We start from the raw sequence: 18,478 nt of genomic DNA on the forward strand, positions 1-18,478 counted from the left end.
CTCAGCGGGTGATTCCGCGGGTGGAGGCGCGAACGGAGTCGCGGAAAACGGCAACCTCGGGGAACTGCACAGCCGCCTCTTCCAGCTCCACCAGCGCCTGCTCCACCGTCAGCCCCTGGCGATAGACGATCTTGTAGGCCCGGCGCAGCGCATTCATGGCCTCGGGCGTGAAGCCGCGCCGGCGCATGCCCTCGAAATTCATGCTGCGGGCCTGGGCCGGGCTGCCGAGGACGGTGACGAAGGCCGGCACATCCTTGGACACGCCACTGCCCATGCCGACGAAGCTGTGCGCGCCAATCTGGCAATGCTGGTGGATCAGGGTATAGCCGGAGAGGATCGCCCAGTCGCCCACGTGCACGTGGCCGGCCAGGGAGGCATTGTTGATCAGGATGCAGTGACTGCCCATCACGCAGTCATGGCCGATGTGAACATAGGCCATGATCAGATTGTGGTCGCCAATGGTGGTTTCCGAACGGTCCTGGACAGTGCCGCGGTGGATGGTGACCCCCTCGCGGATCACGTTGTGATCACCGATCACCAACCGGGTCGGCTCGCCCTTGTATTTCAGGTCGGGGGTGTCTTCGCCAATGGTGGAGAACTGGAAGATCTTGTTGTGTCGACCGATCCAGGTCGGCCCCTTGACGATCACATGGGGAGCGATCTCGGTGCCTTCGCCAATATGCACGTTCGCCCCGATCAGGGTCCAGGGACCGATACGTACGTCGGGCGCCAGGGTGGCGGTCGGATCGATGATGGCGCGAGGATCGATCAAACTCATAGTTTACGTTCCGCACAAATGATTTCGCCCGAGCAAACCTGCTTGTCATCCACCATGGCTTGGCATTCGAACTTCCAGATGCTGCGCTTCGCACTGAGGAACCTGGCCTCGAGGATCAACTGGTCGCCTGGCATCACCGGCTGACGGAAGCGCATCTTGTCCGAGCCGACGAAATAGTAGATCGTGCCATCGGCGGGCTTCACGTCCAGCATCTTGAAACCCAGGATGCCGGCTGCCTGGGCCATCGCCTCGATGATTAGCACACCAGGCATGATCGGATGCTGAGGAAAATGGCCATTGAAAAACGGCTCGTTGATGCTGACATTCTTGTAGGCGCGAATGCGCTGGCCTTCAACATCAAGGTCCACCACCCGATCAACCAGCAGGAAAGGATAGCGGTGCGGCAGGTATTCGCGAATCTCATTAATGTCCATCATTTCCAGGAAAGCCTGTAGGTAAAGTTGGGGACGCACATCAAAGTGGGTCAGCCTCTGATGTAGCATCTCCATCGGAGGTCACAGCTACCAGGCGCTTTTCCATTTGTTGCAGGCGCCGCGCCAGATCATCCAGCTGGCGAATACGGGCGACACTTTTCTTCCACTCGGCGGCAGGCTGCATCGCCGTGCCGGAGGAGTAGGCACCCGGCTCGTGAATCGAGCGGGTGACCATGGTCATCCCGGTGACGAACACTCCGTCACATACCTCGATATGCCCTACCATGCCGACGCCGCCGGCGATCATGCAGTGCCTGCCGATCTTGGTGCTGCCGGAAATGCCGCAGCAGCCAGCCATGGCGGTGTGATCGCCGATCTGCACGTTGTGCGCGATCATGATCTGGTTATCCAACTTGACGCCGTTGCCGATCAGGGTATCGGCCAGCGCGCCCCGGTCGATGGTGGTATTGGCGCCGACTTCCACATCGTCGCCGATAGTCACCCCGCCGATCTGGGCGATCTTGCGCCAGGTACCCTTCTCGTTGGCGAAACCGAACCCCTCGCCGCCAATCACCGCTCCGGACTGAATGACCACCCGCTTGCCGATCCGCACGTCGTGATAGAGCGTCACCCGCGGGGCCAGCCAGCCGCCCTCTGCGATCACGCTGCGGGCACCGACGAAGCAATGCGCGCCGATCGAGACCCCCGCCTCGATCCGCGCCCTGGCCTCGATCACCACATAGGCACCGATGCTGGCGGTGGGATGAACGCAGGCGTCCGGCGCGACCAGGGCAGTGGCATGCACCCCGGCGGGAGCTGCTGGCTTCGGATCGAACAGGTGCGACAGCTGCGCATAGGCCAGGTAGGGATTGGCCAGCAGCAAGACATCACCCGCATAGGACTCGGCGTCCGCCGGGGTCAGCAGCAGGGCTCCGGCGCGGGTGCTTCCCAGATATCTGCGGTACTTCGGGTTGGCAAGGAAACTCAAGTGCTCCGGGCCAGCCTCATCAATGGCGGCAAGCCCGCGAACGGTTCTATTCGCCGCACCGCGCAGCGTGGCGCCAAGGCGCTCAGCCAACTCGCCGAGTGTGAATGCGGGAATGCTCATCATCAGCGCATCTGGTTCATGCGCTCGATGACCTGGCGAGTAATCTCATATTGTGGCTTGACCTCGACCACCGAGCCCTGCTCGAGCACCAGATCGTAGCTTCCCTTCTTGATGACTTCCTCGACGGCCTTGTCCAGCTTCGGCTTCAGTTGCTTGAGCATGTCGCGGTCGGCGACCGCCTTGGCCTCGTTCAGCTCCTTGGACTGGAACTGAAAATCGCGGGCTTTCTGCTTGAACTCGAGCTCGAGCCGCTCGCGCTCGGCGGTCTGCAGCCTCTCGCCCTCATTCACCAGACGATCCTGGATACGCTTGGCGTCGCTTTCCAGGGTCTTCAGCTTGTTCAACTGCGGGCCGAACTTCTTCTCCGCATCCACAGCATATCTCTTCGCTGCATCGGATTCGAGCAGAGCCATCTGATAGTTGAGCACGGCAATTTTCATTTCCGCGAAGGCCGGTGAAGCCAGAAGGGCAGCACTTAATAAAACCCATTGAGTCAGCTTGCGCACGATGAACTCCCGCTTTGCAGCATTTACGTGATGAGGGCAGACTCGTTAGAAGCTCTGACCCATTGAGAACTGGAATATCTGGGTCTCGGCATCATCAGGCTTCATGATCGGCACGGCCAGACTGAAGCTCAGCGGTCCGAAGCCACTGACCCAGGTCACACCCAGCCCTATCGAGCTGGCCATGTTGCTGAAGTCGATGTCGCAACTCTCGTCGTTGCGCTCCTTCTGCGAGGAACTGCAGTTGGTATCGAACACGTTGCCCACATCCCAAAAGACGGAGGTGCGCAGCGAACGCTGATCCTTGACGAACGGCATCGGGAACATCATCTCGACCCCGCCGACCATCAGCACATTGCCGCCGAACGGCTCTTCATCCTGATCCGGATCCTCCTCGGTACCCTCGTGGCCGGTCACCGCCTCGCCCCGGCTCGGCGTACTGCGCGCGCCCAGGGTGTTGTCCTTGAATCCGCGGAGAGAAGAAAAACCGCCGGCATAGTAGTGCTCGTAGAAAGGCATCTTCGACGTGGAGCCGAAGCTGTCGCCATAGCCAAGCTTGGTATGGAAACGCAGGGTGTAATCGTCCGTCAATGCCTTGAACATCTGAGCGTTGTAGTCGATTTTGTAGAACGACAGGTCGCTGCCGGGCAGCGTGGTTTCGAACACCAGATTCTGGGAGGCACCACGATTGGGCATCACTCCACGATTCAGGGTCGATTCGGACCAGCCCACCGAAGCCTTGAGGTTCAGATAATCGTCGCCTTCCTCGTCGAGGAACTCGAAGATCTCGTCGACAGTGAAGGTGCCGGTATCGATGGTATCCTGCTGGGCGGTAAGCCCGAAACTCAAGCGCGAGGTCTCGCTGATCGGATAGCCGATGTTGATGCCAGTGCCGAAGCTGTCCACCGAGTAGCTGGAATAGTCTACCTCCAGATCGTCATAGTCTGTGGTCCGGAGGAACACATTGTAGCCGAGGCTGATGCCATCCTCGGTCCAATAAGGATCGACGAAGCCGAAGTTGTAGTTAGTCTGGTATTCGCTGCGGGTCAGGCCGATGGTGACCTTGTTGCCGCTGCCGAGAAAGTTGTTCTGGCTGATCGAGCCGCCCAGGACCAGACCGGCGTTCTGGGCAAAACCGACGCTGGCGGTGACGGAACCGGATGCCTGCTCCTCGACTGTGAAGTTGACATCGACCTGGTCGTCGGTGCCCGGCACCTGTGGCGTCTGGACGCTGACCTCCTTGAAGAAGCCCAGCCGCTCGAGACGGGTCTTGGACTGGTCGACCAGGTAGGTCGAGGCCCAGCCGCCCTCCATCTGGCGCATTTCGCGACGCAGTACCTCATCCTCTGTCTTGGTGTTGCCGCGGAAGTTGATGCGGTTGACATAGGCACGCTTGCCCGGGTCGACCACGAAGGTGACAGAAACCGTCTTGTCCTCGTCATGGGGTTCGGGCACGGCATTGACGTTGGCGAAGGTATAGCCCTCGTTGCCCAGGCGCCGGGTGATCAATTCGGAACTGCTGGTCATTACCTTGCGGGAAAACACCTGGCCTTCCTTGACCAGCAGCAGGGACTCGATTTCCTCTTCGGGAACCTTCAGGTCGCCGGTGAGCTTGACCTCGCGGATGCTGTACTTCTCGCCCTCGTCGATATTGACAGTAATGTAGACATGCCGCTTGTCCGGCGTGATGGATACCTGGGTGGAAGCGATATCCATGTTGATGTAGCCGCGGTCCAGGTAGTAGGAGCGCAGACGCTCCAGGTCACCGGCCAGCTTCTCGCGGGCATACTTGTCGTCGTTGCGGAAGAAGGACAGCAGGTTGGTGGTCTTCAGCTCGAACAGGTTGAGCAGCGTATCGTCCGAAAAGACGGTGTTGCCCACCACGTTGATGTGCTGGATGGCGGCGACCGAACCCTCGTTGATCTTGATCTTCAGTGCCACCCGGTTGCGCGGCTGCGGCACGACCTCGGCCTCGATCGAGGCCGAATAACGGCCCTGGGCGACGTACTGACGCTGCAACTCGTTGCGCACCCCCTCCAGGGTGGCTCGCTGGAAGATCTCGCCCTCGGCCAGACCGGACTGTTTCAGGCCGTTCAGCAGATCTTCCGACTTGATGGCCTTGTTGCCCTCCAGCTCGATACTGGAAATCGAAGGCCGCTCGACTACAGTGATTACCAGGATGTTGCCATCACGACCAAGCTGTATGTCCTGAAAGAACCCGGTCTTGAAGAGGGCCCGCGTACCCTCCACGAGACGCCGATCGTCTACCTGATCGCCAACGCTGAGCGGCAGGACACTGAACACGCTACCGGCGGAGACCCTCTGCAAACCATTGACACGGATATCGGTGATGGTGAAGGACTCGGCGTGAACCTCGGCGGTCATCAGAGCGGCGAGGACCGCAGGCAGCAGCAGGCGTTTCATGAAGTCCTTTCTTTTTCAACTAACAATAAAGAAACTGCCGCGAAACGAAACGCGGCAGTTTCGAAACCCGGCAACGCGTCACAATCGACTCAGGTCATTGACCAGAGCCAGCAGCATGACCCCAACGACAAGACTGATCCCAATCTGCATTCCCCAAGCCTGGACCCGTTCCGATAAGGGGCGCCCACGGACCCACTCGACGAAATAGAAAAGCAGATGCCCGCCATCGAGCACTGGAATCGGCAGCAAATTGAGCACCCCCAAGCTTATGCTCAGATAGGCGAGGAAATTCAGGAAGTCTCCCACCCCTGACTGGGCTGAAGCGCCCGCCACTTTAGCAATGGTTATCGGCCCGCTCAAGTTTTTTACCGAGAGCTCGCCGAAGAGCATTTTCCTCAGGGAATCAAGGGTCAGGACACTCATGCTCCAGGTGCGCCGCAGGGCTTCACCGACCGCATCCAGCGGACCATAGCGCACTTCCCGAACCATTTCCGGCGGCCATTCAACAGCCTCCACGCCGGCCCCGAGATAGCCGCTGCGCGCCTCGCCCTCGCCACGCACCGCCAGCTTGACCGGCAGCTCGATCCGCTGCCCCTCCCGCTCGACCAGGAAGATGACCCGCGCGCCTGGGCGGGCGCGCACCCGATCGACCACCTGCTGCCAATCGTCCAGCGCCTGCCCGTCGAGTGCCAGCAGACGGTCGCCGCCTTGCAGGCCAGCCGCCTGCGCCGGCCCCTTCGGATCCAGTTGCGCCAATACCGGCGCCAAGGCGGGACGCCATGGGCGAATCCCGAGACTGGCGATTGGATCAGGTTCCTCTACGCCCTTCAGCCAGTCCTTGAGAATCAACCGGCGCTGAGCATTCACGCTGGAGCCCGGCTCGCGCACGGTGATCTCGAGGGTTCCGCTCTCGCCTAGGCGGCGCACCATTTGCAGGTTGACTGCCGCCCAGCCAGGCGTCTCCTCGCCATCCACTGCGAGGATCTCCTCTCCGGCCTGCAGCCCCGCAGCCGCTGCCAGACTGCCCGCGCCCACCGCTCCGACCACCGGTCGTAGCTGCTGGCTGCCAAGCATGGCAAGCCCCCAGAAGAACAGCAGGGCCAAGAGAAAGTTGGCGATGGGGCCTGCCGCGACGATGGCGATGCGCCGGCCGACACCCTGGCGATTGAATGTCTGGTCGAGCAGTCCCGGGGGCACCTCGCCCTCCCGTTCGTCGAGCATCTTGACATAGCCACCCAGCGGAACCGCGGCGATCACGAATTCGGTTCCCTGCCGATCGCGCCAACGTAGCAAAGGCGTACCGAAACCGATGGAAAAGCGAAGCACCTTGACTCCGCAACGACGGGCGACCCAAAAGTGGCCGAATTCGTGGAAAGTGACCAGCACCCCGAGCGCTATCAGGGTGCCAACAATCATGTACAGAGTATTCATCGAAAGTTCTCCGGGTCGACGATCGAGCCGCCGAACTCAAGTCGCGGTGTGGACGCCCGGGCAGGCTGGCGAACTCGCCTCACCTGCCCTGCCGAAAGGGCTGTGCTCGCCCCTTCGTCGCGCGCCCGCGCATCCTGTCCAGCAAGGATACGCCTCCTTATGTTGCTGACCGACGAGCCCCGGCATGGCACAACGGAAAGATGCCTGCTCGACCAGACATGTCAGCCGCCGGCCTGGCTCAGCGATCGTAGCGCCGCAGCCAGCACTCGGCCCTTGCACGGGCCTGGCCATCGACGAGCAGCACCGTCTCGAGGTCATCGAGAGTGACAACCGGCTCACCCTGCAGAACTTCCTCGATGATACTCGCGATTTCCGGGAAGCGGACACGCCCGCCGAGAAAGGCCGCCACGGCCACCTCGTTGGCTGCATTGAGCATGGCCGGCGCGCTGCCGCCGGCCTCGGCCACCTGGCGAGCCAGACGCAGACAGGGAAAGCGCGACTCGTCGGGAGCCTGGAAGTCCAGACGGGCGATAGCGAACAGATCCAGAGGGACGACTCCGGAGTCGATGCGTTCGGGCCAGGCCAAGGCATGGGCAATCGGTGTGCGCATATCCGGATTGCCCAGCTGCGCCAGCACTGAACCGTCGACATAATCGACCAGAGAATGGATCACGCTCTGTGGATGAACCACCACCTCGACCTGTGCGGGTCGTGCATCGAACAGCCAGCAGGCCTCGATCAGCTCCAGCCCCTTGTTCATCATGCTGGCCGAGTCCACGGAGATCTTCCGTCCCATCGACCAGTTGGGATGGGCACAGGCCTGCGCGGGCGTCACCCCGGCCAGCTCGGCCGCCGGGGTCTCGCGAAATGGCCCGCCGGAAGCGGTCAGCAGGATACGCCGCACCCCCACCGCCGCCAGGCCTTGCCCGTTACCGGAGGGCAGGCACTGAAAGATCGCATTGTGCTCGCTGTCGATCGGCAGCAACTGCGCGCCGCTGCGGCGCACCGCCTGCATGAACAGGGTACCGGACATCACCAGCGCCTCCTTGTTGGCCAGCAGGACCTTCTTGCCCGCCTCCACCGCCGCCAGGGTGGGGCGCAATCCAGCGGCGCCGACAATCGCCGCCATCACCGCATCCGTTTCGGGGTGGGCCGCTACCTCGCAAAGGCCTTCGCTGCCGACCAATACCCGAGTGGCCAGACCGGCAGCGCGCAACTCGCCCTCGAGCCGCTGCGCCGCCACAACCTCGGGCACCACAGCATAACGGGGACAAAAGCGCAGACAGAGGGTCTTCAGCTCGTCCAGCCTGGCGAACCCCGTCAGTGCGAAGGCCCGGTAACGATCGGGATGACGGGCGATCACGTCCAGGGCACTCAAGCCGATGGAGCCGGTGGCACCCAGCACGGTTATCTGTTGCGGACTCAAAATGCCCCCCAACCAGCGATCCAGAGCATGACGACGAACATCGGGATGGCTGCCGTCAGACTGTCGATACGGTCCAGCACGCCGCCGTGCCCGGGCAGCAGATGGCTGCTGTCCTTGAGACCGGCCTGGCGCTTGAACATGCTCTCGGTCAGGTCGCCGACTACCGAGATCAGCACCACCAGGGCAGCGCCCACCAAGGCCAGCACCTGCTCGCCCACCGACCAGCCACGAACCAGCCCGACAGCGACGGTAACCAGCAGGCAGACCAGCAGGCCACCGGCCACCCCTTCCCAGCTCTTGCCGGGACTGACCTGCGGCGCCAGCTTGCGCCTGCCGAAGGCCTTGCCGACGAAATAGGCACCGATATCCGCGGTCCAGACCAGCACCATCACCGCCAGGATCAGATAATTGCCCAGCGGCCACTGCTTGAGCAGCAGCAGCCCCTGCCAGGCCGGCAGGAGGATCAGCAGGCCGATCGCCAGCCGGCACCCCGTCCCCGCCCAGCAATGGCTGCTCTGCGGGTAGTTCAGGACCAGTGGCACGGCCAGCAGCCACCAGAGGATGCCGAGCAGCATGGCCCCAGCCGCCAGCACCGGCAGCCAGTAGAGCAGAACGAGCAGTGCCGCGACTGCCGCCGCGAAGCCAATGCGGGCCGACTGCCCGGCGAAGCCGGCGAGCCGCGCCCACTCCCAGCCGCCCAGGGTGACGACCGCACCGATGAACAGCGCGAACGCCCCGCCCTCGAGCAGGAAGAAACCGACCAGGGCGAGGGGCAACAGCACCAGCGCGGTGAGGACTCGTTGCTTGAGCATCAGGTTCGCGCCTCTGCTTCCACCTGCTCGCTGGTCTTGCCGAAGCGGCGCTGGCGGGACGCGAAGTCGACCAGCGCCTGGCGCATGGCATCCTGCTTGAAGTCGGGCCAATACAGATCGGTGAAATACAGCTCGGCATAGGCCAGCTGCCAGAGCAGGAAATTGCTGATGCGACGCTCCCCCCCGGTACGGATGCACAGGTCCGGCAGTGGCAGGTCGCCGGTCGACAGGCAGCTCTGCAGGAGCTTGGGGCTGATGTCGTCCGGCCGCAGATGGCCGGCCTGCACCTCCCGCGCCAGGCGCTGCACGGCCTGGGCGATGTCCCACTGCCCACCGTAGTTGGCAGCTACCTGCAGGAGCAGGCCCCTTTGCCCGGCGGTCTGCAGTTCTGCCTCGCGCATAGCGGCCTGCAGCTCTGGAGTGAAGCGCGAGCGATCGCCGATGATGCGCAGGCAGATGCCGTTCTCGCTGAGCCGCCTCGCCTCGCGGCGCAGGGCCGCCAGGAACAGCTCCATCAAGGCGCCGACCTCAGCGGCCGGGCGCTGCCAGTTCTCGCTGGAGAAGGCGAACAGGGTCAGCACCTCGACCCCCGCCTCGATGCACACCTCGATCACCGCCCGCACCGCATCGACCCCCGCCTTGTGCCCGGCGATGCCGGGCAGCAGGCGCCTCTTCGCCCAGCGGTTGTTACCATCCATGATGATCGCCACATGGCGCGGCACCACGACAGGAGCAGCGGTCTTGTACTTGTCCATGAAATGTCCCGTAGCGACCGCTATCACACGGCCATCAGGTCGGCCTCCTTGGCCTCCAGCGCCTTGTCGACTTCGGCGATAGCCTTGTCAGTGAGCTTCTGCACCTCGTCGGCGGCGCGGCGCTCGTCGTCCTCGCTGATCTCCTTCTCCTTGACCAGGTCCTTGAGCTGGGCCAGTGCATCGCGACGGATGTTGCGCACCGCGACCCGGGCGTTTTCCGCCTCGGCACGCGCCTGACGGGTATAGCCCTTGCGGGTTTCTTCGGTCAGCGCCGGCATCGGCACGCGGATGGTGGTGCCGGCGGTCGCTGGGTTGAGACCCAGATCGGAGGTCATGATGGCCTTCTCCACCGCCTGGATCATGCTCCTGTCGAACACAGTCAATGCCAGGGTACGTGCATCCTCGGCGACCACGTTGGCAACTTGGCGCAGCGGAGTGTCGGCCCCATAGTAGGAAACCATGACGCTATCCAGGATGCTCGGATGGGCGCGGCCGGTACGAATCTTGGCGAAGGCGTGCTCCAGAGACTCCAGGCTCTTCTTCATGCGCGTCTGCGCATCCTTCTTGATCTCATTGATCATGCTTGCTTTCCTCGATCAAGGTTCCTTCGGCACCGCCGACCACGATGTTCAGCAGGGCACCCGGCTTGTTCATATTGAAGACGCGTAGCGGCATCTTGTGATCGCGACACAGACAAATGGCGGTCAGATCCATCACGCCCAGCTTGCGATCCAGCACCTCGTCGTAGGTCAGGTACTCGAACTTCTCGGCATTGGGATCCTTGAAGGGGTCGGCTGTGTAGACACCATCCACCTTGGTGGCCTTCAATACCAGGTCCGCATCGACCTCGATGGCACGCAGGACGGCCGCGGAGTCCGTAGTGAAGAAAGGGTTGCCGGTACCGGCAGAGAAGATCACTACCTCGCCGGATCCCAGATGGCGCACGGCTTTGCGCCGATCATAATGGTCGGTCACGCCAACCATGGAGATCGCTGACATGACCAGCGCAGGGATATTCGAGCGCTCCAGGGCGTCACGCATAGCCAGCGCATTCATTACCGTGGCCAGCATGCCCATGTGATCGCCCGTGACCCGATCCATACCGGCGGCGGACAGCGCGGCACCACGGAACAGGTTGCCACCGCCGATCACCAGACCGACCTGCACACCGATGCCAACCAACTGACCGACCTCCAACGCCATGCGGTCCAGCACCTTGGGATCGATGCCGAACTCCTCGGAGCCCATCAAAGCTTCGCCGCTGAGCTTGAGCAGAATGCGTTTATAGCGAGGTTGACGACCACTCACCTGCTGGGCCATTGCGTATCTCTCCTGCGACTCTATCCATATCAGTCGAAACAGGCACCCGTGCCTGCCGTTGCTCAGCGCCGGGAACAGCGCGGGCCGGCGGCTGGGAGGCAACCCGGCGAAGCGGTTGCGCACCCAGCTGCCTGCAAATTGGTTGTAGCGGCATTTCCGGCGTAGCGGCCGGAAATGCCGCATCGCCACGCCCAGGTCCGAAACCGGACGTCCGGCGCCGGGCCAGCGAACCGCGGGCTGCCAGTCGCCAAAGAGGCCACACGCGTGAGCGGGCAGCCTCTTGTCGGGACGACGGAATCTCGAAGCCGTCTTATTGTTTGCTGGCAGCGAGCTGGGCAGCCACTTCGGCAGCGAAGTCGACTTCCGCCCTCTCGATGCCCTCACCCACTTCGTAGCGGACGAAGGAGACGATTTCGGCACCGGCCTTCTTGGCCAGATCACCTACCTTGACTTCCGGATCCTTGATGAACGGCTGCTCGACCAGGCTGGCTTCGGCAAGGAACTTGTTGATGCGGCCCTTGACCATGTTTTCGACAATGTTTTCCGGCTTGCCGGCGATCTTGTCGGCATTCAGCGCCAGGAAGATTTCCTTTTCCTTGGCGATCGCTTCCTCGGAAACTTGGGATGGACTCAAGAATTGCGGGTTGCTGGCCGCCACGTGCATGGCGATTTCCTTGGCCAGCTCGGCGTTGCCGCCCTTCAGAGTGACCAGAACGCCGATGCGGTGGCCGTGCAGGTAGGCCCCCACTACGTCGCCCTCGACACGGGTCAGACGGCGGATATTGACGTTTTCGCCACACTTGGCTACCAGGGCCTCACGAGCCGGCTCCTGGGCCGCGATCAGCGGAGCGGCTTCGGTCAGCTTGTCGGCAAAGGCCTTCTCTAGGCTCTCGGCGACGAAGGCCTTGAAGTCGTCCTGCAAGGCCAGGAAGTCGGTCTGGGAATTGACTTCGACGATCACGGCCGCCTTGCTGTCGTCGGATACCTTGATCGCGATGGAGCCCTCAGCCGCGATGTTGCCAGCCTTCTTGGCCGCCTTGATCGCGCCGGCGGCGCGCATGTCGTCGATCGCCTTCTCGATGTCACCACCGGCGGCAGTCAGAGCCTTCTTGCAATCCATCATGCCCTGGCCGGTACGTTCGCGCAGTTCCTTGACCAGCGCCGCAGTAATCTCTGCCATGTTCGCAATCCTCTTGAATAGGTTTTCAACCATTCCGCCCGCTGGATCGGGCGCTACAGATCTTCATATATGAAGGTGGCAAAAAGGGGGCCTAGCCCCCTTCTTGCGCAGCGGGTACCGCCTGGCGTCCCGCGCTTAGCCTTCCGAAACCTCGGAGGCGGCGACTTCCTCGACGAACTCATCACCGGTGCTGGCGTTCTGACGGGCGCTCAGCACGGCATCGGCCACGGCGACCAGGTACAGTTGCACGGCGCGGATGGCGTCATCGTTACCCGGAATGATGTAGTCGACACCCTCGGGGCTGCTGTTGGTATCGACCACGCCGATGACCGGGATGCCCAGCTTGTTGGCTTCGGTGATGGCGATGCGCTCGTGGTCGACGTCAATCACGAACATTGCGTCCGGCAGACCGCCCATGTCTTTGATACCGCCCAGACTGCGCTCCAGCTTCTCCAGATCGCGAGAGCGCATCAGCGCCTCTTTCTTGGTCAGCTTGACGAAGGTGCCGTCCTGGGACTGGATTTCCAGTTCGCGCAGGCGCTTGATGGAGGCGCGAATGGTCTTGTAGTTGGTCAGCATGCCGCCCAGCCAGCGGTGGTCGACGTAGGGCATGCCGCAACGGGCCGCCTCTTCACGGACCAGCTTGCCGGCAGAGCGCTTGGTGCCGACGAACAGGATCTTGTTCTTGCCCGATGCCAGCTTCTCGACGAAGCTCAGGGCTTCGTTGAACATCGGCAGAGTCTTTTCCAGGTTGATGATGTGAATCTTGTTGCGCGCGCCGAAGATATACTTGCTCATCTTCGGATTCCAGTAACGGGTCTGGTGGCCGAAGTGGCAGCCAGCCTTCAGCATGTCGCGCATATTGACTTGGGACATCTCAAATTCCTCGATCGAATCGGGTTAGGCCTCCACGCATCCCGATATCCAACCCTTGCGGGCACCCAGGATACCGTGCCGATACGTGTGTGGGGTTAGCTCGCGAACAGAGGTCCGCCGAGCGGCGCGTTTTATAGCACAAAAGCCGGGCGCAGGCTACCGGATGGCAGACGGCCAACCCTGCTCGCCATGCTCCCGCCGCGCGGCGCCCGGGTGATTTGGTTTATCATCGCCCCCATCCAAATGAATGCCTTGCGCCCCAGGCGCCGAGAGAGAGTCTGCATGACCGTCACCATCAAGACGCCCGAGGAAATCGAAAAAATGCGCGTGGCCGGCCGCCTGGCCGCCGAGGTGCTGGAAATGATCGGCGAACACGTCAGGCCCGGCGTCACCACCGAGGAACTGGACCGCCTCTGTCACGACTATATTGTTGACGTGCAGCACGCCATTCCCGCGCCGCTCAACTACAAGGGCTTTCCCAAGTCGATCTGCACCTCGGTCAACCATGTGGTCTGCCACGGCATTCCCAACGACAAGCCACTGAAGGATGGCGACATCGTCAATCTCGACATCACGGTAATCAAGGACGGCTACCACGGCGATACCAGCATGATGTTCCAGGTCGGCAAGACCCCCGAGTGGGCGAAGCGCCTGTGCCAGGTGACCCAGGAGTGCCTGTACAAGGGCATCGAACTGGTGCGCCCGGGCGCACACCTGGGAGACATCGGCGAGGCGATTCAGAAGCACGCCGAGAAGAACGGCTTCTCGGTGGTCCGCGAATACTGCGGACACGGCATCGGCGCAGTGTTCCACGAGGAGCCCCAGGTACTCCACTACGGCCGCGCCGGGACCGGCCTGGAACTCAAGGAAGGCATGACCTTCACCATCGAGCCAATGATCAACCAGGGCCGCGCGGAAACCCGCCTGCTCGGCGACGGCTGGACCGCCATCACCAAGGACCGCAAGCTGTCCGCCCAGTGGGAGCACACCGTGCTGGTCACCGCCGACGGCTACGAGATCCTCACCCTGCGCCGTGACGATAGCATCGCACGCACCCCGCATTGATCCACATTTGCCCATGAATATCGCGCTCTTGACAGCAGCAGAAAGGTGACACCATGCCGCAGGTGGATCCCGATTTGTTCGACCCCGGCCAGTTCCAGGCGGAACTGGCCCTGAAGTCCAGCCCCATCGCTGCCTTCAAGAAGGCGCTCCGACATGCCCGGGAGGCGCTCGACGCACGCTTCCGGGAGGGCCGCGACATCCGCCGCCTGATCGAGGATCGCGCCTGGTTCGTCGATCAGATCCTCACCCTGGCCTGGAACCGCTTCGACTGGAGCGAGGACGCCGACATCGCCCTGATCGCCGTCGGCGGCTACGGTCGCGGCGAGCTGCACCCCTACTCGGACATCGACCTGCTGGTCCTGCTGGACGGCGATGATCATGAGGTCTTCCGCGAGCCGATCGAGGGTTTTCTCACCCTGCTCTGGGACATCGGCCTGGAGGTTGGGCAGAGCGTGCGCTCGCAGGCCGAATGCGCCGAGGAGGCGCAGGCCGACCTGACGGTGATCAGCAACCTGATGGAAAGCCGCACCATCGCCGGCCCAGAGCACCTGCGCCAGCGCATGCAGGAAGTCACCAGCACGCAGCGGATGTGGCCGAGCCGGGCCTTCTTCCTCGCCAAGCGCGACGAACAGAAAGCCCGCCATGCCCGCTACAACGACACCGAATACAACCTTGAGCCCAACGTCAAGGGCTCACCCGGCGGCCTGCGCGACATCCAGACCATCCTCTGGATCGCCCGCCGCCAGTTCGGCACCATTAACCTGCATGCCATGGTCGGCCAGGGCTTCCTGCTGGAAAGCGAATACACCCTGCTCGCCGCCTCCCAGGAGTTCCTCTGGAAGGTGCGCTACGCCCTGCACATGCTCGCCGGACGCGCCGAGGACCGCCTGCTGTTCGACCACCAGCGGCAGATCGCCGGCCTGCTCGGCTACGAGGACAGCGACGCCAAGCTGGCGGTCGAGCGCTTCATGCAGAAGTACTACCGGGTGGTGATGGGCATCGCCGAGCTGACCGAGCTGGTCTTCCAGCATTTCGAGGAAGTCATCCTACCCGGCGACACCGCTGGACAGGTCGAGCCGCTGAACGAGCGCTTCCAGGTGCGTGACGGCTATTTGGAGGCCACTCACGGGAAGGTCTTCCAGAAGACCCCCTCCGCCCTCCTGGAGATCTTCGTGCTGCTGGCCCGGCACCCGGAAATCCGGGGTGTGCGCGCCGACACCATCCGCCTGCTGCGCGACCACCGCTACCTGATCGACGACGCCTTCCGCCGCGATCCCCACAACACCAGTCTGTTCATCGAACTGTTCAGGAGCCGCCAGGGCATCCACCGCAACCTGCGGCGGATGAACCGCTACGGCATCCTCGGGCGCTACCTGCCGGAGTTCGGCCGCATCGTCGGCCAGATGCAGCACGACCTGTTCCACATCTATACGGTCGATGCCCACACCCTGAACCTGATCAAGCACCTGCGCAAACTCTTCTGGCCCGAGCTGGCGGAAAAATACCCGCTGGCCGGCAAGGTGATCGAGAAGCTGCCCAAGCCCGAACTGATCTACCTGGCCGGGCTCTACCACGACATCGGCAAGGGCCGCGGCGGCGACCACTCGGACCTCGGCGCCGCCGACGCCCAGGCCTTCTGCCAGCGCCACCAGCTGCCGGCCTGGGACACCCAGTTGGTGGTCTGGCTGGTGCGCAACCACCTGCTGATGTCCACGACCGCCCAGCGCAAGGACCTTTCCGACCCGCAGGTGATCTTCGACTTCGCCCAGTTGGTCCGCGACCAGACCTACCTGGACTACCTCTACGTGCTTACCGTGGCGGACATCAACGCCACCAACCCGACCCTCTGGAACTCCTGGCGGGCCAGCCTGCTGCGCCAGCTCTACACCGAGACCAAGCACGCCCTGCGCCGCGGCCTGGAGCACCCGGTCGGCCGCGAGGAGCAGATCCGTCAGACGCAGAACGCCGCGCTGGACATCCTGGTCCGCAGCGGCACCGACCCCGACGACGCCGAACACCTCTGGGCGCAGCTGGGCGACGACTACTTCCTGCGCCACACCTCCAACGACATTGCCTGGCACACCGAGGCGATCCTCCAGCACCCCGGCAGCGGAGGGCCGCTGGTACTGATCAAGGAAACCACGCAGCGTGAGTTCGAGGGCGCCACCCAGATCTTCATCTACGCGCCGGACCAGCACGACTTCTTTGCCGTGACCGTGGCCGCCATGGACCAGCTCAACCTGAGCATCCACGACGCCCGTATCATCACCTCGACCAGCCAGTTCACCCTCGACACCTACATAGTGCTCGACGCCGATGGCGGCTCGATCGGCGACAATCCGGCGCGCATCCAGGAGATTCGCCAGGGGCTGGTGGAGGCCCTGCGCAATCCGGCCGACTACCCAACCATCATCCAGCGCCGCGTGCCGCGCCAGCTCAAGCACTTTGCTTTCGCACCGCAGGTCATTATCCACAACGACGCCCTGCGCCCGGTGACCATCCTCGAGATCATCACGCCGGACCGCCCTGGGCTGCTGGCGCGGATCGGCAAGATCTTCCTCGACTTCGACCTGTCGCTGCAGAACGCCAAGATCGCCACCCTCGGCGAGCGGGTCGAGGACGTGTTCTTCGTCACCGACGCGCGCAACCAGCCGCTGTCCGATCCGGAACTCTGCGCCCGCCTGCAGCTGGCGATCGTCGAACAGCTGGCGGACGGCGACAGCCACATCCAGCCGAGCCGGATCAGCATCTGAACCTTGAAGCAGACGGCGGCCCACCCCGACCAGGCGGCCGCCGCCTGCGGCCACCAGGAAAGCCCCATGAACGACGCCTTGAACCTGCTGCAACCCTATCCCTTCGAGAAGCTCCGCGCGCTGCTCGCCGGCGTGCAGCCGCCGGCAGACAAGAAGCCCATCGCCCTGTCCATCGGCGAACCCAAGCACCGCTCGCCCAGCTTCGTCGCCGAAGCCCTGACCGCCAACCTCGAGCAGCTCGCGGTCTATCCCACCACCCTCGGCCTGCCGGCACTGCGCGAAGCCATTGCCCAGTGGTGCGAGCGGCGCTTCCGGGTGCCGGCCGGCTGGCTGGACCCGGCGCGCCATGTGCTGCCGGTCAACGGCACCCGCGAGGCGCTGTTCGCCTTCACCCAGACAGTGGTGAACCGCGAGAGCAACGGCCTGGTGGTCAGCCCCAACCCCTTCTACCAGATCTACGAAGGCGCGGCCCTGCTCGCCGGCGCCACCCCGCACTACCTGCCGTGCCTTCCGGAGAACGGCTTCAACCCTGACTTCGACGCAGTGCCGGCGGAGGTCTGGCAGCGCTGCCAGCTGCTGTTCCTCTGCTCGCCGGGCAACCCCACTGGCGCCCTGGTGCCGCTGGAGATCCTGAAGAAGCTGATCGCCCTGGCCGACGAGCACGACTTCATCATCGCCGCCGACGAGTGCTACAGCGAGCTGTACTTCGACGAGCAGAACCCGCCGCCCGGCCTGTTGACCGCCTGCGCCGAACTGGGCCGCAGCGACTTTGCGCGCTGCGTGGTGTTCCACAGCCTGTCCAAGCGCTCCAACCTGCCGGGCCTGCGCTCGGGCTTCGTCGCCGGCGACGCCGAGATCCTCAAGAGCTTCCTGCTCTACCGCACCTACCACGGCTGTGCCATGTCGGTGCCCACCCAGCTGGCCAGTATCGCCGCCTGGAACGACGAGGCCCACGTCCGCGCCAATCGCGTGCTGTACCGGGAGAAGTTCGACGCCGTGCTGGACATCCTGCAGCCGGTACTCGACGTCAAGCGCCCGGACGGCAGCTTCTACCTGTGGCCACGCACCCCGGTGGACGACCAGATCTTCACCCGCGACTTGTTCGCCCGCGAACACGTGACCGTGGTGCCGGGCGCCTACCTGTCGCGCAGCGTGGACGGCCTCAACCCCGGCGCCGACCGCGTGCGCATGGCCCTGGTCGCGCCCCTGGCCGAATGCGTGGAAGCCGCCGAGCGCATCCGCGACTTCGCCCGCGCGGGCTGAACCCTCCAGGCGGAGCGCACCCGGCGCTCCGCCCCTCCCCTCAGCCGCGCCTCGCTGATGTCCAGCTCGCGCAGGATCTCGCCGAGCAGATCGTCGTCGACCTGATTGCGATAACGCAGGCGGTACAGTTCCAGACGCTGCTCCAGCGCATCCATCTGGCGCAGGCGCGTGCGCGCCTCCCCGGAATCGTCGCGCTCCAGCTGCTGGCGGTACTCGGCCATGATCTTGGCCTTGACCTCGGCCGCCAGGGCCATGCCCTCGGGGCTCAGGCCGGGGTCGTCGCTCTGCGCCTCCAGGGCGCGGATCGCCGCCTCGACGGTCTTTGCCCGGTGCCGCCGCAACTCTTGTTC

Annotated in this window: 16 protein-coding genes; 3 read left to right on the plus strand and 13 right to left on the minus strand. The window is 63.5% G+C overall.

From position 1 onward, the window contains the following. Position 1: 1 nt before the first annotated feature. From lpxA to rpsB, 13 genes are all read right to left on the minus strand, one after another. Positions 2–778, minus strand: a complete 777-nt coding sequence (gene lpxA / locus ACYVD0_RS15600) for an acyl-ACP--UDP-N-acetylglucosamine O-acyltransferase (protein ID WP_460427658.1) — start codon at positions 776–778, stop codon at positions 2–4. Continuing rightward, positions 775–1,215 (minus strand): 3-hydroxyacyl-ACP dehydratase FabZ, encoded by a 441-nt coding sequence (fabZ, locus tag ACYVD0_RS15605; protein WP_152389964.1) that lies wholly within the window; start codon positions 1,213–1,215, stop codon positions 775–777. Before fabZ ends, lpxA begins: the two co-directional genes overlap by 4 nt. Before the next feature lie 37 nt (positions 1,216–1,252). Next, on the minus strand, positions 1,253–2,323 hold the full coding sequence (lpxD, locus tag ACYVD0_RS15610; protein WP_460427659.1) for a UDP-3-O-(3-hydroxymyristoyl)glucosamine N-acyltransferase: 1,071 nt from the start codon (positions 2,321–2,323) through the stop codon (positions 1,253–1,255). Further along, entirely contained in the window at positions 2,323–2,826 is a 504-nt protein-coding gene (locus ACYVD0_RS15615; RefSeq protein ID WP_460427660.1) for an OmpH/Skp family outer membrane protein, read from the minus strand. The genes lpxD and ACYVD0_RS15615 overlap by 1 nt, the downstream gene beginning before the upstream one ends. A 45-nt stretch (positions 2,827–2,871) precedes the next feature. Next, on the minus strand, positions 2,872–5,247 hold the full coding sequence (gene bamA, locus ACYVD0_RS15620; RefSeq protein ID WP_460427661.1) for an outer membrane protein assembly factor BamA: 2,376 nt from the start codon (positions 5,245–5,247) through the stop codon (positions 2,872–2,874). A gap of 78 nt (positions 5,248–5,325) precedes the next feature. Continuing rightward, positions 5,326–6,678 (minus strand): peptidase M50B family protein, encoded by a 1,353-nt coding sequence (gene rseP, locus ACYVD0_RS15625; RefSeq protein ID WP_460427662.1) that lies wholly within the window; start codon positions 6,676–6,678, stop codon positions 5,326–5,328. A 238-nt stretch (positions 6,679–6,916) separates the two neighbouring features. Then, positions 6,917–8,107: a 1-deoxy-D-xylulose-5-phosphate reductoisomerase gene (ispC, locus tag ACYVD0_RS15630; RefSeq protein WP_460427732.1), complete on the minus strand. Its 1,191-nt coding sequence runs from the start codon at positions 8,105–8,107 to the stop codon at positions 6,917–6,919. Next, a complete protein-coding gene (locus tag ACYVD0_RS15635) occupies positions 8,101–8,916 on the minus strand; it encodes a cytidylyltransferase family protein (RefSeq protein WP_460427663.1) in 816 nt (271 codons plus the stop codon). Before ACYVD0_RS15635 ends, ispC begins: the two co-directional genes overlap by 7 nt. Next, entirely contained in the window at positions 8,916–9,671 is a 756-nt protein-coding gene (uppS, locus tag ACYVD0_RS15640; RefSeq protein ID WP_460427664.1) for an undecaprenyl diphosphate synthase family protein, read from the minus strand. Before uppS ends, ACYVD0_RS15635 begins: the two co-directional genes overlap by 1 nt. Before the next feature lie 23 nt (positions 9,672–9,694). Beyond that, positions 9,695–10,252: a ribosome-recycling factor gene (gene frr / locus ACYVD0_RS15645; RefSeq protein WP_460427665.1), complete on the minus strand. Its 558-nt coding sequence runs from the start codon at positions 10,250–10,252 to the stop codon at positions 9,695–9,697. Then, on the minus strand, positions 10,242–10,991 hold the full coding sequence (pyrH, locus tag ACYVD0_RS15650) for a uridine monophosphate kinase (protein WP_460427666.1): 750 nt from the start codon (positions 10,989–10,991) through the stop codon (positions 10,242–10,244). Before pyrH ends, frr begins: the two co-directional genes overlap by 11 nt. A 310-nt stretch (positions 10,992–11,301) precedes the next feature. Then, the gene (tsf, locus tag ACYVD0_RS15655; RefSeq protein WP_460427667.1) at positions 11,302–12,171 is read right to left on the minus strand and encodes a translation elongation factor Ts; all 870 of its coding nucleotides are present in this window, start codon (positions 12,169–12,171) and stop codon (positions 11,302–11,304) included. A 135-nt stretch (positions 12,172–12,306) separates the two neighbouring features. Then, a complete protein-coding gene (gene rpsB, locus ACYVD0_RS15660) occupies positions 12,307–13,047 on the minus strand; it encodes a 30S ribosomal protein S2 (protein ID WP_460427668.1) in 741 nt (246 codons plus the stop codon). Positions 13,048–13,329: 282 nt separating this feature from the next. On the opposite strand from rpsB, the gene map reads away from it, so the two are divergent. The 3 genes from map to dapC all read left to right on the plus strand — a co-directional run bounded on the left by map (position 13,330) and on the right by dapC (position 18,128). Then, positions 13,330–14,112, plus strand: coding sequence for a methionyl aminopeptidase (map, locus tag ACYVD0_RS15665; RefSeq protein WP_460427669.1), 783 nt, complete (start codon positions 13,330–13,332; stop codon positions 14,110–14,112). A gap of 53 nt (positions 14,113–14,165) precedes the next feature. Further along, on the plus strand, positions 14,166–16,865 hold the full coding sequence (locus tag ACYVD0_RS15670; RefSeq protein WP_460427670.1) for a bifunctional uridylyltransferase/uridylyl-removing protein GlnD: 2,700 nt from the start codon (positions 14,166–14,168) through the stop codon (positions 16,863–16,865). A gap of 66 nt (positions 16,866–16,931) precedes the next feature. Continuing rightward, complete coding sequence (gene dapC / locus ACYVD0_RS15675; RefSeq protein WP_460427671.1) at positions 16,932–18,128, plus strand: pyridoxal phosphate-dependent aminotransferase; 1,197 nt, start codon at positions 16,932–16,934, stop codon at positions 18,126–18,128. Positions 18,129–18,478 lie beyond the last annotated feature (350 nt).

Source organism: Azotobacter armeniacus, assembly GCF_054779355.1.

Bases quoted from the DNA above. Each gene is read 5' to 3' on its own strand.
- lpxA (WP_460427658.1), bottom strand. From the start codon at position 778: ATGAGTTTGATCGATCCTCGCGCCATCATCGATCCGACCGCCACCCTG.
- fabZ (WP_152389964.1), bottom strand. From the start codon at position 1,215: ATGATGGACATTAATGAGATTCGCGAATACCTGCCGCACCGCTATCCT.
- lpxD (WP_460427659.1), bottom strand. From the start codon at position 2,323: ATGATGAGCATTCCCGCATTCACACTCGGCGAGTTGGCTGAGCGCCTT.
- bamA (WP_460427661.1), bottom strand. From the start codon at position 5,247: ATGAAACGCCTGCTGCTGCCTGCGGTCCTCGCCGCTCTGATGACCGCC.
- rseP (WP_460427662.1), bottom strand. From the start codon at position 6,678: ATGAATACTCTGTACATGATTGTTGGCACCCTGATAGCGCTCGGGGTG.
- ACYVD0_RS15635 (WP_460427663.1), bottom strand. From the start codon at position 8,916: ATGCTCAAGCAACGAGTCCTCACCGCGCTGGTGCTGTTGCCCCTCGCC.
- uppS (WP_460427664.1), bottom strand. From the start codon at position 9,671: ATGGACAAGTACAAGACCGCTGCTCCTGTCGTGGTGCCGCGCCATGTG.
- frr (WP_460427665.1), bottom strand. From the start codon at position 10,252: ATGATCAATGAGATCAAGAAGGATGCGCAGACGCGCATGAAGAAGAGC.
- pyrH (WP_460427666.1), bottom strand. From the start codon at position 10,991: ATGGCCCAGCAGGTGAGTGGTCGTCAACCTCGCTATAAACGCATTCTG.
- tsf (WP_460427667.1), bottom strand. From the start codon at position 12,171: ATGGCAGAGATTACTGCGGCGCTGGTCAAGGAACTGCGCGAACGTACC.
- rpsB (WP_460427668.1), bottom strand. From the start codon at position 13,047: ATGTCCCAAGTCAATATGCGCGACATGCTGAAGGCTGGCTGCCACTTC.
- map (WP_460427669.1), top strand. From the start codon at position 13,330: ATGACCGTCACCATCAAGACGCCCGAGGAAATCGAAAAAATGCGCGTG.
- ACYVD0_RS15670 (WP_460427670.1), top strand. From the start codon at position 14,166: ATGCCGCAGGTGGATCCCGATTTGTTCGACCCCGGCCAGTTCCAGGCG.
- dapC (WP_460427671.1), top strand. From the start codon at position 16,932: ATGAACGACGCCTTGAACCTGCTGCAACCCTATCCCTTCGAGAAGCTC.